This is a genomic window from Microbacterium sp. NPDC057741 (assembly GCF_042798735.1).
In the GTDB taxonomy this organism is placed as follows: domain Bacteria; phylum Actinomycetota; class Actinomycetes; order Actinomycetales; family Microbacteriaceae; genus Microbacterium.
In genome coordinates this window covers 180,358-194,177 of sequence record NZ_JBHVJW010000002.1, presented here as the reverse complement: position 1 = coordinate 194,177, position 13,820 = coordinate 180,358, and the positions used below count along the sequence as shown (strand labels likewise).

At 67.9% G+C, this 13,820-nt stretch carries 14 protein-coding genes; 3 read left to right on the top strand and 11 right to left on the bottom strand.

Annotated features, from left to right (window positions below; genetic code table 11):
• Positions 1-26 precede the first annotated feature (26 nt).
• Entirely contained in the window at positions 27-1,412 is a 1,386-nt protein-coding gene (locus ACFVDO_RS07930; protein WP_378855113.1) for an ATP-dependent RecD-like DNA helicase, read from the bottom strand.
• A 78-nt stretch (positions 1,413-1,490) separates the two neighbouring features.
• Here ACFVDO_RS07930 and ACFVDO_RS07925 point away from each other — a divergent pair, with 78 nt between their 5' ends.
• A complete protein-coding gene (locus ACFVDO_RS07925; protein WP_378855115.1) occupies positions 1,491-2,567 on the top strand; it encodes a hypothetical protein in 1,077 nt (358 codons plus the stop codon).
• 7 nt (positions 2,568-2,574) lie between these two features.
• Here the strand turns inward: ACFVDO_RS07925 and ACFVDO_RS07920 are convergent, their stop codons facing one another.
• The 9 genes from ACFVDO_RS07920 to ACFVDO_RS07880 all read right to left on the bottom strand — a co-directional run bounded on the left by ACFVDO_RS07920 (position 2,575) and on the right by ACFVDO_RS07880 (position 10,697).
• Positions 2,575-4,557 carry a cytochrome c oxidase assembly protein gene (locus tag ACFVDO_RS07920; RefSeq protein WP_378855117.1) on the bottom strand — a complete coding sequence of 661 codons (1,983 nt, stop codon included), beginning with the start codon at positions 4,555-4,557 and terminating at the stop codon, positions 2,575-2,577.
• A gap of 220 nt (positions 4,558-4,777) precedes the next feature.
• A complete protein-coding gene (locus ACFVDO_RS07915) occupies positions 4,778-5,065 on the bottom strand; it encodes an HU family DNA-binding protein (protein ID WP_378855119.1) in 288 nt (95 codons plus the stop codon).
• A 312-nt stretch (positions 5,066-5,377) separates the two neighbouring features.
• The gene (locus tag ACFVDO_RS07910; RefSeq protein WP_378855121.1) at positions 5,378-6,349 is read right to left on the bottom strand and encodes an endonuclease domain-containing protein; all 972 of its coding nucleotides are present in this window, start codon (positions 6,347-6,349) and stop codon (positions 5,378-5,380) included.
• A gap of 479 nt (positions 6,350-6,828) precedes the next feature.
• Positions 6,829-7,134, bottom strand: a complete 306-nt coding sequence (gene rpsN / locus ACFVDO_RS07905; protein ID WP_116243600.1) for a 30S ribosomal protein S14 — start codon at positions 7,132-7,134, stop codon at positions 6,829-6,831.
• A gap of 3 nt (positions 7,135-7,137) precedes the next feature.
• Positions 7,138-7,308, bottom strand: a complete 171-nt coding sequence (rpmG, locus tag ACFVDO_RS07900) for a 50S ribosomal protein L33 (protein WP_046014935.1) — start codon at positions 7,306-7,308, stop codon at positions 7,138-7,140.
• Positions 7,308-7,544, bottom strand: coding sequence for a 50S ribosomal protein L28 (rpmB, locus tag ACFVDO_RS07895; RefSeq protein ID WP_378855123.1), 237 nt, complete (start codon positions 7,542-7,544; stop codon positions 7,308-7,310). The genes rpmG and rpmB overlap by 1 nt, the downstream gene beginning before the upstream one ends.
• 134 nt (positions 7,545-7,678) lie before the next feature.
• Positions 7,679-8,524: a carbohydrate ABC transporter permease gene (locus tag ACFVDO_RS07890; RefSeq protein WP_378855125.1), complete on the bottom strand. Its 846-nt coding sequence runs from the start codon at positions 8,522-8,524 to the stop codon at positions 7,679-7,681.
• Entirely contained in the window at positions 8,521-9,450 is a 930-nt protein-coding gene (locus ACFVDO_RS07885) for a carbohydrate ABC transporter permease (RefSeq protein WP_378855127.1), read from the bottom strand. The genes ACFVDO_RS07890 and ACFVDO_RS07885 overlap by 4 nt, the downstream gene beginning before the upstream one ends.
• Positions 9,447-10,697: an ABC transporter substrate-binding protein gene (locus ACFVDO_RS07880; RefSeq protein WP_378855129.1), complete on the bottom strand. Its 1,251-nt coding sequence runs from the start codon at positions 10,695-10,697 to the stop codon at positions 9,447-9,449. The genes ACFVDO_RS07885 and ACFVDO_RS07880 overlap by 4 nt, the downstream gene beginning before the upstream one ends.
• Positions 10,698-10,841: 144 nt before the next feature.
• Between ACFVDO_RS07880 and ACFVDO_RS07875 the strand changes: the two genes are divergently transcribed.
• Together ACFVDO_RS07875 and ACFVDO_RS07870 are read left to right on the top strand one after the other, a co-directional pair.
• Positions 10,842-12,050, top strand: coding sequence for a Gfo/Idh/MocA family protein (locus ACFVDO_RS07875; RefSeq protein ID WP_378855131.1), 1,209 nt, complete (start codon positions 10,842-10,844; stop codon positions 12,048-12,050).
• The gene (locus tag ACFVDO_RS07870; protein WP_378855133.1) at positions 12,043-13,044 is read left to right on the top strand and encodes a LacI family DNA-binding transcriptional regulator; all 1,002 of its coding nucleotides are present in this window, start codon (positions 12,043-12,045) and stop codon (positions 13,042-13,044) included. The genes ACFVDO_RS07875 and ACFVDO_RS07870 overlap by 8 nt, the downstream gene beginning before the upstream one ends.
• Positions 13,045-13,161: 117 nt before the next feature.
• Here ACFVDO_RS07870 and ACFVDO_RS07865 read toward each other — a convergent pair whose 3' ends face one another.
• The gene (locus tag ACFVDO_RS07865; RefSeq protein WP_378855405.1) at positions 13,162-13,818 is read right to left on the bottom strand and encodes a DNA-3-methyladenine glycosylase; all 657 of its coding nucleotides are present in this window, start codon (positions 13,816-13,818) and stop codon (positions 13,162-13,164) included.
• Positions 13,819-13,820 lie beyond the last annotated feature (2 nt).

Here is a 13,820-nt window from a genome sequence, read left to right as displayed (position 1 = left end):
CCTCTCCCGTGACTATGCCCCTGATTCTAGGATGACGATGCTGGGAGCGCGCCCTGCCGCGCCTCCCATGCCTCGCGCATGAATCGCGTGACGTCCGGATCGACGCGGATGTCGCTGGGCCGCAGGGGCCGGCTCAGGTACAGCCCGTCCAGCGAGGTCAGGCGGCTGAGAGCGACGTAGGTCTGTCCAGGGGCGAACGCCCCTGACCCGAGATCGATCACCGCGCGGTCGTAGGTCTTGCCCTGCGACTTGTGGATCGTCACCGCCCATGCCAGCCGCAGCGGGAACTGCGTGAACTCGGCCACGACCTCCCGGCTGAGGGTCTTGGTGCCCGGGTTGTAGGCGTAGCGGAACCTCTCCCAGACGGCCGGCTCGACGTCGACCTCCTCGCCGTCCAGCTCGACCCGCACCGATCCGCCCAGGATGCGGGTGACGGTGCCGATCGACCCGTTCACCCAGCGCGGCGGCTCGCCCTGCATCGCGGTGTCGTTGCGCAGGAACATCACCTGCGCGCCGACCTTGAGCTTCAGCTCGAGCTCGGCCGGATAGTTCCCCTCACCGCGGCCGAAGTCGCCGTTGACTTCGGCTGCGGCGGTCTGCTCCCTCCCCGAGAGCGCCTGCAGATGGCGGGTGTTGATCCGCGTGACGATGTCGTTGCGAGTGGCGAGCGTGATGATCGGCACCTCACCGGGCTCCGGCTCGGGGGCCGGGCGCGCACCCTGCCCGTTCAGCACACCTGCGATCTCCGCCGTGACCCGTCCGTACCGCACGGCGTTCAGCATCTGCTTGAACCCGTCGTCGGACTGCCGGTGGATGTGCACCAACTCTCGCACGTGCAGCTTCGCGCCGTGCGCGCCGATGTCCAGCATCCCGCCCTCGTCGGCCTGGCCGCCGGTCCACACCTTCGCGTCGAAGAACCAGAACGAGCGGTAGTGGTCCTGGATGTAGCGCAGCTCATCGCCACGCGGCGGCACGGGCGCGAGCTGGTACGGGTCGCCGAACATCACGACCTGGACGCCGCCGAACGGCTCGCCACGGCGACCCCTGGCCTGCCGCAGGGAGCGGTCGATCGCATCCATCAGGTCGGCGTTCACCATCGACACCTCGTCGATCACGAGGGTCTCGATCGCGTTCAGGATGCGCCGGGTGCCATCGTTCTGCTCGATGTCGCCGTCGGCGATCAGACCGATCGGCAGCCGGAACAGCGAGTGGATCGTCTGGCCCTCGACGTTCAGCGCGGCCACACCCGTCGGCGCGCAGATCGCGATCTGCTTCTTCGTGTTCCAGGCGAAATGCTGCAGCAGCGTCGACTTGCCGGTGCCGGCGCGACCGGTGATGAACACGTGGTCTGAGGAGTCCTCGATCAGCCGGAACAGCTCGGACTGTTCCTCGGAGAGCGGCGGCAGAGACACGCCACCATGTTAAGACGGATGCCGGGGGCGACGCTCGCGCTCGGCTTCGTCCCAGCGGCCCGCTCTTAGACTGACGCCATGGTGCAGCCGGAGGAGGGCGCGCCGCGGCGTGCGCGCCTCGGCGTCGATCTGACGATCCTGGCCCTCGTGGGAGTGCTGCTGATCGCCGCGCTCGGAGCCGGCGGTGTCTCGCTGTACCAGCAGTTCTACAGCCCCTCGGCGTTCGCCTCACGCTACCTCGAAATGCTGTCCTCCGGTCGCGCGGCCGATGCGCTGCGTGTGCCAGGCGTCGCCGTCGACCGCAGCGCTCTCGAGGCCGCGGGCATCGACGGCAACGCGTCCGAGGCGCTGCTGCGAGGTGCCGCGCTCGCACCGCTCACCGACATCCATCTCGAGACCGAGCAGGACGGCGACGTGTACCACGTCACCGCCGACTACAAGGCCGCGGGTCATGAGGGCACCACGGTGTTCGACATCGTCCAGGACGGCTGGGTTGGGGTGACTCCGAACTGGCGGTTCGCGAAGAGCCCGCTCGCCGAGGTCGAACTCGTCGTGCGCGGCGCCGACACCTTCGCCGTGAACGGCTTCGAGCTCGACCGGCGCCAGGTGGCGATCACCGGCGCCGAGGCCACACCGCTCGAGCCGCTGCACCTGCTGGTGTTCACGCCCGGGGTGTACTCGGTGACGGTCGACACCCCGATCGCCTCCTCCCCCGGCGTCAGCGTGCTCGCCGACGCCCCGCTCACCCACACCCCGGTCGACCTGCAGACGCAGCCGACGAAGGAGTTCCGCGACGTCGTTCAGCAGCGCGTCGAGCAGTTCCTCACGAAATGCACGTCGCAGAAGGTGCTGCAGCCGACCGCCTGCCCGTTCGGGCTCGAGGTGCGCAACAGGCTCGCACCCGACTCGCTGCCGAAGTGGTCGATCACCACCCAGCCGAAGGTCAGCGTCAGACCGGACGGCGCCTATTGGCAGATCGAGCCGTCCGACGCGGTTGCACACATCGAGGTCGACATCCAGTCGCTGTTCGACGGCTCCATCGAGCACGTGTCCGAGGACGTGCCGTTCTCCGTCGACGGGACGATAACGATCCTCTCCGACGGCTCCGCGTCGATCCGGGTCGGCTCTCCTGGCGGCGGCCAGGACCCCGACTGACGCCTGCTCAGAACCCGGCGCGTTCCCGTTCGGCCTCTCGGCGGTCGCGCTCGGCGAGTGCCGCGAGCTTCGCGTTGTACTCCTCCAGTTCGGCGTCACCGCTGCGATCCGCCTGACGGTCCTGGCGTCGCTGCATCCGCTCATCCGACCGCGACCACTGGATCGCGACCGTGATCGCGACGATCAGCGTCGGGATCTCGCCGATCGACCAGGCGATGCCGCCGCCGACGTACTGGTCCTCGAGCGGAGTCGCACCCCAGGTGCGGCCCATCGAGCCGAACCACTCGGCGACGATCAGCCCCGTCTGCATCATGATCGCGATGCCGAAGAACGCATGCATCGCCATCACGGCGATCAGCGTGATCAGCCGGCCCGCGTAGGGCAGCCGGTAGGGCACCGGATCGATGCCGATCAGCGACATCACGAACAGGTAGCCGGTGAGCAGGAAGTGGATGACCATCCACTCATGTCCGAGATGGTCGTACATCGACCAGCGCACCAGATCGGTGAAGTAGAACGCCCACAGCGACAGCACGAACAGTCCGGCCGCCACGAACGGATGCGTGATCACACGCGCGAACGGCGAGTGCACCGCCCACATGATCCACTCGCGTCCGCCGCGGGTGCCGTCGTCACGCTTGCGGATCGTGCGCAGGGCGAGCGTGACGGGCGCGCCAGAGACCAGCAGCAGCGGTATCGCCATGCTCAGCAGCATGTGACCGAGCATGTGCACGCTGAACAGGTACTCCTGGTAGGCGTTCACCGCACCGCTGGTGACCCAGACCAGCATGAGCATGCCGAGCACCCAGAAGATCGTGCGGTGGATCGGCCAGCGGTCACCGCGCTTGCGCAGTCGGATGACGCCCCAGATGTAGAACACGAGGCCGAAGCCGGCCACGACCAGCCACAGGATGTCGATGTCCCAGGCCGTGATCCAGCGGATCGGCGTCAGCTCGGGCGGCAACGGTGAGTCGGTCAGACGCTCCGCGGGCGTACGATCGATGGCCGCCTCCTCGCCCACGGGCGGGGGTGTGCGGGCCAGGGCCGCCGCAGCGCCGGATGCCAGGCCGATCAGGGCGAGCTCGCAGAGAAGCAGCATCCAGAACGTGCGCCGCGGCTTCTCCCCTTCGAGATGCGGGATCAGCCGCGTGCGGTACCCCGCGCCGAGCAGGCCGAGCGTGCCGAGCAGCACGGCCTTGGTGATCACGATCAGGCCGTACGGGCTGAGCAGCTCGTCCCAGGTGCCGATCGCGACCACGGAGCGGGCGATGCCCGAGACCGCGACCACGATGTAGGCGGCGAGGGCGATGGACGAATAGCGGCGCACCAAGGTGGCCAGGCCCGACACCCGCCCGCGCAGCACGATCAGCAGCAGCAGTCCGCCGATCCAGGCGGCCGCGCCGACGGTGTGCAGCAGGATCGCGTTGACGGCGATGTTGTGGCCGGCGACGTCGCCGGAGTGGCCCTGCGTGGCGTTGGGCAGGAATGATGCCGCAGCCAGGATCGCCGTGAAGAACACGGCCGTCCACCCGCGCGCGGCGAAGGCGATCACGGTCACGGCCGCGCCCATCAGCACCGTGACGAGCCAGGCCTGCCCGAGCGGCAGCTCGATGAGGAAACGGCCGAGCTGCTCACCGAACTGCGGGCCCAGGCTGAGCTTGGCGTTGAAGGCGGCGAGGAAGGTGAAGAACGCTCCGAAGGCCGACGCGATCGTGAAGATCGCCGCGCCCACGGATGCCGTGTCGACGGCGAGCTCGAAGTTCTTGGTACCCGACTTCAGCGCGAACAGAGCGAGCACCAGGGGCCCCAGCATCGCCGCGGCGGCGAGGTTCGCGATCATCTTGCTGGCGGGCAGCGCCCAGCGCACGAGCGCGCCGGGATCGGCGAAGACCAGCTCGGCTGCACCGCCGCCGAGGACGAGGGCGACCACCAGCGCCGCGGAGGCGGCGAGAACCAGGGTCGCGATGCCCGCGAGGCGGTAGGAGTTCACCCCTCCAGCCTAAGTTGTCCCCGCATCCCCGGATGCCGCCGGTACAGCGGCTGCACCCTGTCACGCCTGCGGGCAGGACGACCGGATGCAGGCGAGGATGGCCCGATTCGGCCCACCGACGTCGTCTCTGCCTGCAGGCATGACGCCCGTCTGGGCAGACCGGGCAGGGATGCACGAAGGCCGCCGTCCCGGAGGACGGCGGCCTTGCGACGCAGCGGTCTTACTTGACGGCGGCCTTCAGCTTGGAGCCGGCGGTCACCTTGACGCGCTTGCCGGCCGGGATCTTGATCTCGGCGCCGGTCTGCGGGTTGCGGCCGGTGCGGGCAGCGGTCGCCACCTGCTCGAACGCGATCCAGCCCGGGATCGAGACCTTGCTGCCCTTGGCGACGGCGTCGGAGACCGAAGCGAACAGCGCGTCGAGGACACCGGAGACGGTGGCCTGGCTCTGGCCGGTTGCGGAAGCGATGCTCGCGACGAGCTCGGTCTTGGTGATGGACTTGTCAGCCATGTCATCCTCCAGCGACGAGATCCGTCGCATTCGTTGGTGTGCGGAAGGCGGCTGCCCCCCGGTTGGTCGGTACGACCGTGACGACAGTACCAACCGGACGTGTGTTTTCCGCGTCATTTCGCGGGTTTCGGGTGATTTTCGTGGTGTGTCGCGCCTCATTCGTCACATCTGTCACACGCGCACGCCCCGCAGATGCCGGCCTCGCACACCTGGGAGGACTTCGCACACGCAGGAGGAAGGGCTGCGGCGTCCGCTCCTCCGCGGCGGGTGTTCTCCTCCCCGGCGTGCGCACGGCGGGGAGGAGAACGCACCTCATACGGCGAGATGCAGCCCTTGCGCAACGGCGGCCATGATCATCGCCTGAACCTCCGGCCAGCGATTGACGACCTGGTCGTAGCCCACCCGGATCACGTGATAGCCGTTCAGCTTCAGCAGTGCGTCGAACTCGATGTCCTTGGTGCGCTGCTCGCCGACATGGTGACCGCCATCGATCTGAATGATCAGCCGGTCGCCGATCAGCAGGTCGACCGGTTTCCCGAGGATCCACGCCTGCTGGACCATCGGCAGGTTCATCCAGCGCAGCCGCCTCGGCAGGAACGTCTCAAGCCCGGAATCGGCGAACGGCCGTGCCTCTTCGAGTACGGCACGCGCCGACGCAGGCAGTGGCAGTCTCGACAACTCGGATGCCGTCGCGCGGTCCTTGTTCATCGCCGATTCCCACACGGCCATCGCATCCTCCGGCGTCAGGCAGGATGCCGCGATGACCAGCGCATTCACCAGGCTGTCCTCGCACGCGTCCGGGTCGCGCGGCACGATCGGGCGGTTCCAGTGCACCACGGCGTTGCCCGCCCGCACGTGCCCGGAATGCGGCGGTGCCGCCACATGCACCGTCGAGGCATCGCGCACCCAGAGACCTTCTCGTGCGAGGACAGTCACGCAGCTCAGCACGACGCCGGCGCGAACCGCCTTGAGCTTCATGCGATCTGCACCCTTGGATGCCACCCATCCGGGACGGATGGTCCTGATCAGTCCGGTCTCCTTCGCGCGACGAAGCTGATAGTCACTCAGGCCGGTCTCGCGGAGCGCGGTCAGCGAGGAGATACCGCCGCGTGACCTCAGTTCGGTCTCAACGTCCATGCCTTCGACGATGTCCCACCCCTGGGCAGCCACCTCTCCGGAATTCCACGGCAGGTGGACAACTCGCGTGGAACTCCGGCTGTGTAGGACGAGTTCCCCACCCGCTGCGAGAGCTTGCCGCCGTCCGCTCCTCCGCAACGCGCGCACACGCGGGAGGACTTCACACGCCAGGGAGGACGGGATGCGGCATCCGCCCCTCCGCGGTGTGCGTTCTCCTCCCGGGCGTGCGCGGCATGGCCGCACGGCAGCGCGCAGGCCTCCGGCGCGTTCACCCCACTGCACGTGCGGGGGACTTCGCACATCGGGGAGGACTTCGCCCGCCGGGGAGGATGGGACGCGGCATCCGACCCTTCGCGGCGTGCGTTCTCCTCCCGGGCGTGCGCGGCATGGCCGCACGGCAGCGCGCAGGCCACTGGCGCGTTCACCCCACTGCACGCGCGGGGACTTCGCACATCGGGGAGGACTTCGCACCCCAGGGAGGTTGGGATGCGGCATCCGACCCTCCGCGGTGTGCGTTCTCCTCCGCGGCGTGCGCAGGGACGGGAGGGCGCATCACCGGCCAAATGCTTCCGGACATGCGAAAGGGGCGAGGATCCGAAGATCCTCGCCCCTTCACAAGCTGATGCTTACCAGCTCGACTTGGTCACGCCGGGCAGCTCGCCACGGTGTGCCATGTCACGGAAGCGGACACGCGAGATGCCGAACTTCGTGAGGACACCGCGGGGGCGGCCGTCGATGACGTCGCGCGAGCGCACGCGCACCGGCGAGGCGTTGCGCGGCAGCTTCTGCAGGCCGACGCGGGCGGCCTCACGCTGCTCGTCGGTGGAGTTCGGCGAGACGAGCGCCTTCTTCAGCTCGGCGCGACGCTCGGCGTACCGATCGACGATCACCTTGCGCTGCTCGTTCTTGGCGATCTTGCTCTTCTTAGCCATGGATCAACGCTCCTCTCGGAATTCGACGTGCTTGCGGACCACCGGGTCGTACTTCTTCAGCACGAGGCGGTCGGGGGTGTTGCGGCGGTTCTTCTTGGTCACGTAGGTGTACCCCGTGCCCGCAGTCGAACGCAGCTTGATGATCGGACGGACGTCCTGTGCCTTCTTGGCCATTAGAGCTTCACACCCTTCGCCTGGAGGTCCGCGACGACCTTCTCGATGCCGCGGACGTCGATCACCTTGATGCCCTTGGCGGACACGTTCAGCGTGACCTTACGGCCGAGCGACGGAACGAAGTAGGTCTTCTTCTGCACGTTCGGGTCGAAGCGACGCTTCGTCCGGCGGTGCGAGTGCGAGACGTTGTGACCGAAGCCGGGAACAGCACCGGTCACCTGGCACACTGCTGCCATGTTGTGACTCCTTCTATACCGTGAGGCCGGACGGCCTCACCCAAGATCCCTTGTCTGCGTGCCGGTCGGCGACCAGCACACGAACTGCGCGCAGGAGAGCGCGCAGACAAAGAGCAATCCTAGCACGGCCCCGATCACTTCTCGGAACCGGCCACCATGCCCTTGATGAAGTAGCGCTGCAGCACCAGGTAGACGACCAGCACCGGCAGCACCGAGATGAGGGATGCCGCGGCCGCGGCGCCCAGGTCGCTGGACGATGTCGCGAAGAACGAGCCGATCGCCGGCGCGATCGTGCGCATCTCGGGACTGCGCATCAGGAAGACGCTCAGCGCGTACTCGTTCCACACCGCGACGCCGGTGAGGATGACCACTGTCGCGGTCACCGGCTTCAGCATCGGGAACACGATGCGGAACAGCACCTGCACCGCGTTCGCGCCGTCGACCGACGCGGCCTCCTCGATCGAGATCGGCAGTCCGCGCATGAACGCCGTGTAGAGGAAGATCGCCAGCGGCAGCTGCATGGCGGTCATCACGAGGATGGTGCCCCAGTAGGTGTTGACGCCCTTCATCTGCACGAGCATCGAGTACAGCGGCACCAGGATCGACAGCGGCGGCACCATGATCAGTCCGATGATGCCGGCCAGCACCAGCCTGTTGCCGACCGTGGCGCGGCGTGCGAGCGGATAGGCGGCGAGCGCGCCGATCACGCACACGAGAACCGTCGAGACCACGGTGACCAGCGCGCTGTTGCCGATCGCGCGCAGGATGTGGCCCTGCTGCACGGCGGTGGCGAAGTTCTGCAGGTACCAGTCACCGAACGGGAAGATCCACTGCGAGGACAGGTCGCTCTTCGCCTTCAGCGAGGTGGTGACGGTGATGTAGAACGGCAGCAGCTGCAGCAGCACGGCCAGCAGCAGGCCGAGACCGATCGCGAGCCTCGCCCCGAGCGACATTCCACCGCGCGACAGCCGCCGGTTCACAGCTGCTCCAGCCGGCGGCGGTTCAGCACGGTGTTCAGCACCAGGGTGAACAGGGCGATCAGCACGAACAGCGCGACGCCCATGGCCGACGCGTAGCCTGCGCTCTGATTGTCGAAGTACATCTTGGCGATCAGCGTCGACACCGAGTTGGTCGAGTAGCCGGGGCCGCCGCCGGTGAGCACCTGGATCACGTCGAACAGCTTCAGCCCGCCGATCAGGTTCAGCACGATGCTGGTCGCGAACGCGGGCTGCAGCATCGGCACCGTGACATGCCGGAAGGACTGCCAGGCGGATGCCCCGTCGAGCGTGGCCGCCTCGAAGTACATCGTGGGGATCGACTGGAGCCCGGCCAGGTAGATCACCATCGAGATGCCGACGAACTGCAGCGAGTTGACGATGACGATGAGCATGACGGCGCGGCCGGGATCGGCCAGCCAGGCCGTGCGCTCCCCGCCCAGCGCGATGACGAGGTCGTTCAGCCCGCCCGAGTTGTAGGAGAGGAACAGGTAGTACATCGTGCCCATGACCACCGGCGACACCAGCACGGGCAGGTAGATGATGGCGCGCGCGACGTTGCGGCCGCGGATGGCCCGGTCCAGAGCGAGCGCCAGGCCGAGGCCGATGATCTGCTGCAGCAGCGTCGAACCGACGCCGTAGATGACGGTGTTCCACAGTGCGGTGCGGAAGTTCTCGTCCTGGAACAGCCGCAGGTAGTTCGCCGCACCCACGAAGGAGCGGTCGGGCGTGTAGCCGTCCCAGTCGGTCAGCGACAGGATGACCCCGTTGACGAGCGGCCAGAGCATGAAGACGCCGAGCAGCGCGACGGCGGGCAGATACAACAGGTTGAGCCCGCGCCCCGCGAAGCGGGGAGTCCCCCCGGCTCCCCGCTTGCGTCTACGCACCGTCAGTGAGGCGGTGGCAGTCATTTCTGCAGCGAGTCGTAGCTCGACTTCATCTGCTTGGTGGCGTCAGCCGGCTTCATCTGCCCGGTGATCACACCGTCGGTGGTGGTGACCATGGTGTCCCAGATGCCATTGGGCAGGTACACCCGGTCGAAGTAGGGCATCAGCGGGTAGTCGCCGGGCTTCACGAACGTCTCGTAGCTCTCGGTCAGGATGCCGAGGTCGCTGGTCGCGTCCGTGAGACCCGGGATGCCGCCGATCGAGCTGGCGAGCTTCGACTCGTTCTCGGGCTCTGCCAGGAAGGCGATGTAGTCCAGCGCATCCTGCTTGTGCGCGCCATCCTTGGCGACCCCGTAGGCCCTCCCCTCACCACCGACCAGGAAGGGCTTACCCTCCTTGGACGGGATCGGCATGTAGCCGATGTTCGCCTTCGGGTTGAAGCCGAGGGCGGTCGCCGCCAAGTAGTTCTGCACGAAGACGAAGCCCGTCTTGCCCTCGGCGAGCGCGCGGCCGAGATCGTCGGTCGTGGCGGCCGAGTAGTCGGGGTTGAAGTAGCCCGCCTTCTGCCAGGTCGCCACGTTGTCGAGGATGTCCGTGTACCCGGCCTCATCGAAGGTGCCGTCCTTGAAGCCGTCGAACTGCGCCTTCGTGAAGTCCCCGGATCCGATGAAGTCGGTGATGTTGCCGGCGAACCAGCTGTCCTTGCCCGACGACGAGATCGGCGTGATCCCGGCATCCTTCAGCGTCTTCAGTGCGGCGTCGAAGTCGTCCCAGCTCTTCAGCGATGCCGGGTCGATGCTGTTGGCCTTAAGGACATCGCGGTTGTACATGACGCCCGCGACGTCGGTGTCGATCGGCATGGCGAAGAATTGACCCTTGTCGTTCTTCATCGCCGGCGCGAGCGCCTCGTTGAAGTTCTTCGCCCACGGCTGCTTGTCGAGAGGCTCGAGGAACTTGCTGTAGCGAAGCAGCGACCATCCGTGCGTGGCCCAGATGTCGGGCACGTCGCCGGAGGCGAGGCGCACCTTCATGTCGGCCTCGTAGGTGTCGGTGGACGGCACCAGCTCGATCTTCACGTTCGGATGCTCGGACTCGAACTTCTTCGTGATCTCGGTCAGAACCTTCAGCGACGGATCCGTCGCACCGAAGTTGGTCTGCATCTCGAGCTTCGCGGTGCCGCCGGAATCACCGAAATCGCCTGATCCGGAGCATCCGGTGAGCGCAAGGGCGATGGCGGCGAGAGCCGCGACGCCCGCAAGGGTGGACTTCATCGTTCTTCCTCACTGATCGGATGCCGGTCAGGTTACCCGCGTAGACCTGAGAAGCGCAAGAGGTAGATAGTCTTCGTTATTCCGCGGAATCCCGCGTCTCCGATTCAGTTGACACGCGTAGAACTGCAGTGTCACACTCGGTGCATGTCGTTCTCTCTGGGCATCGTCGGTGCTGGCCAGTTCTCCGGTCAGTTCGCCACGCTCTTCCATCACCACCCCGATGTCTCAGCCGTGTACGTCACCGACCTGCTCGCCGAGCGCTCCGATGAGCTCGTGCGCACCGCCGGCTTCGCCGGAACCTTCGCCGATTTCGACGAGATGCTCGCCTCGCCCGTCGACGCGGTCGCCATCTTCACCCAGCGCTGGACGCACGGCCCGCTCGTCGTCAAGGCGCTGCGCGCCGGCAAGCACGTGTACTCCGCCGTGCCGATGGCCATCTCGGCCGAGGAGATCGCCGAGATCATCGACACCGTGCGCGAGACGGGTCTGACCTACATGATGGGCGAGACCAGCTACTACAACCCCGCGACGGTGTTCGCCCGCAAGAAGCTCGCCGCCGGCGAGTTCGGCCGGCTGTTCTACGGCGAGGGCGACTACGTGCACGACATGGACCTCGGCTTCTACGAGGCCTATCAGTACTCCGGCGGAGAGAACTGGAAGGCCACCGCCAGCTACCCGCCGCTGCTGTACCCCACGCACTCCATCGGCGGGGTGCTCGGCGCCTGGCCCACCCACGCCACGGCGGTCACGGCGGTCGGCGTCGTGGACGACCGCGGTGACGGGGTGTTCGACAGGGCCGTGAGCCAGTTCGACAACGACTTCTCCAACGCGACCGCGCTGTTCGAGCTCGCCGCGGGCGGGTCGATGCGCATCAACGAGTTCCGCCGCGTCGGCTACCCATCGCACCTGCGCGAGTCCCGATTCCGCTGGTTCGGCACCGAGGGCTCCTTCGAGCAGCTCGCGCTGACCACCGTGTGGCAGAACAGGGAGGGCGTGGAGGACATCTCCGCGCAGATCGACACCCACGCATCCCTCTCCCCCGACGACCCATCGCTGGCGCACGTCGCGCCGGCGCTGCGCGACGCATTCGTGTCGGGCTACGCCGCCGTGCACGACCGCGAGCGCATCCCCGCCGAGATCCGCTCGCTGCACAACGGGCACGAGGGCAGCCACCACTTCCTGGTGGACGACTTCGTCCGCGCGGTCGTCGACCGGACGCTGCCGCCGGTGAATGCCTGGCAGGCCGCACGGTTCACACTTCCCGGCGTGATCGCGCACGAGTCCGCCCGCCGTGGCGGCGAGCGACTGATCATTCCCGACCTGGGCGATGCGCCCGGAGCATCCGATGTCTGATGAGCACACCACCCGCGCACGGACGGTGACGCGCGCGGACGTGGCCCGCTACGCCGGCGTCAGCACGGCCGTGGTCAGCTACGTGCTCAACGACGGACCGAAGCCCGTCGCGCCCCTCACCAAGGAGCGCGTGCAGGACGCGGTGAGGGTGCTCGGCTACCGGCCGAACGCCGCCGCCCGCGCGCTGTCGAAGGGCTCGTCCGACATGTTCGGCATGCTCGTGGTCGACAGTCGCAACCCGTTCTTCGCGCAGCTATGCCACTCGCTCGGACAGGCCGCCGCGCAGCAGGGCCGGTCGCTGCTGATCGTGAACACCGATCGTGAGCACACCTCCGCGGCCGACCAGATCCACGACCTCACCGCACGCCAGATCGGCGGTCTCATCATCGCCGATCTGCTCACCGCCGCCGAGCAGGCTCTGGTCGAGAACCTCGGCATCCCGGTGGTGCTGATCAACCAGTACCAGGGCGCGGTCGGCGTGCCCGCCCTCGGCGCGGACTTCCGCGACGGGGCACGAAAGGCAGTCGAGCACCTCATCGGGCACGACTACCGCAGCATCGCGTTCATCGGCAGCGCGAGCATCTTCGACGACCGTGAGCGCGGCTGGGGAGACGCGCTCACGGCGGCCGGTCTTCCGCTGGGGGCCCGGATCCACGCGCCGTTCTCCTATGAGGGCGGATATCAGGCGGGGATCGCACTGGCGGATGCCGCGGAACGGCCACGCGCCGCTTTCGCGGCATCCGACCAGGTCGCTGTGGGTCTCATGGCCGCACTGCACTCGCGCGGACTGCGCGTGCCCGAGGACGTCGCCGTCGCCAGCTTCGACGGCACAGCCGAGGCGGAGTACACCTGGCCACCGCTGACCACGGCCGCACAGCCGATGGCCGAGATGGCACAGGAGGCGATCCGCCTGCTGCATGCGGGAGATGCGGAGCCCGGATACCGGGCGTTCACGACCACGCTGGTCGTGCGCCGCTCCTGCGGCTGCGATTAGACGGATCCTGAGCAAGCGCCCCGCCCTCGGCTCCTGAGCGAGCGAAGCGAGCGTCGTACTGAGCGAGCGAAGCGAGACGAAGCGAGCGAAGCGAGACGAAGTGACGAAGGGCGTCCCTCAGCGCGCCTCGTGCGCCTCCGCCGCACCGCGGCCCCAGCGGAACGGCGACACGGTGCGGTCGCCGGGGATCCAGAAGCGCCACGGGTAGGCATCCGTGCCGGCGAGCCCGGCGACGCCGACGCGCGGCCCTGCCGCGATCTCGGCAAGCCGCTCGCCGAGCAGCAGCGCGGCGGTCGCGCCGTGCTGCGGGATGCCGGTGATCGCATCGATCCCGTCGTGCAGCCCATGCCGCAGACCGACCACCTGCCCCAACCGGCCCGGCCCGCGCGCCAGGTCGCGGCCGGTGCGACCGGAGCGCACAGCGGCGACATCCGCACCTTCGACGATCTCGCCGGCACGCAGCAGCACACCGCCCGCCTCGCCCGCGGGGCCGCACACCACGTTGACGCAGGAGTGGATGCCGTGGCTGAGATACACGTAGAGGTGCCCCGGTTCACCCCACATCGAGGCGTTGCGGGCGGTCGGTCCCATCCGGGCGTGCGAACCGGGGTCCGGAACGGCCCCCGTGCCCTTGCCGTGGTACGCCTCGACCTCGGTGATGCGCAGTCGCACCTGACCGCCGTCGACGACGGTGATCAGCTCGGCGCCGAGCAGCCCGGGCGCGACATCGGCCGGGAGTCCGGCGAGGTCGGCACGGGTCGCCGGGCGCAGCACAC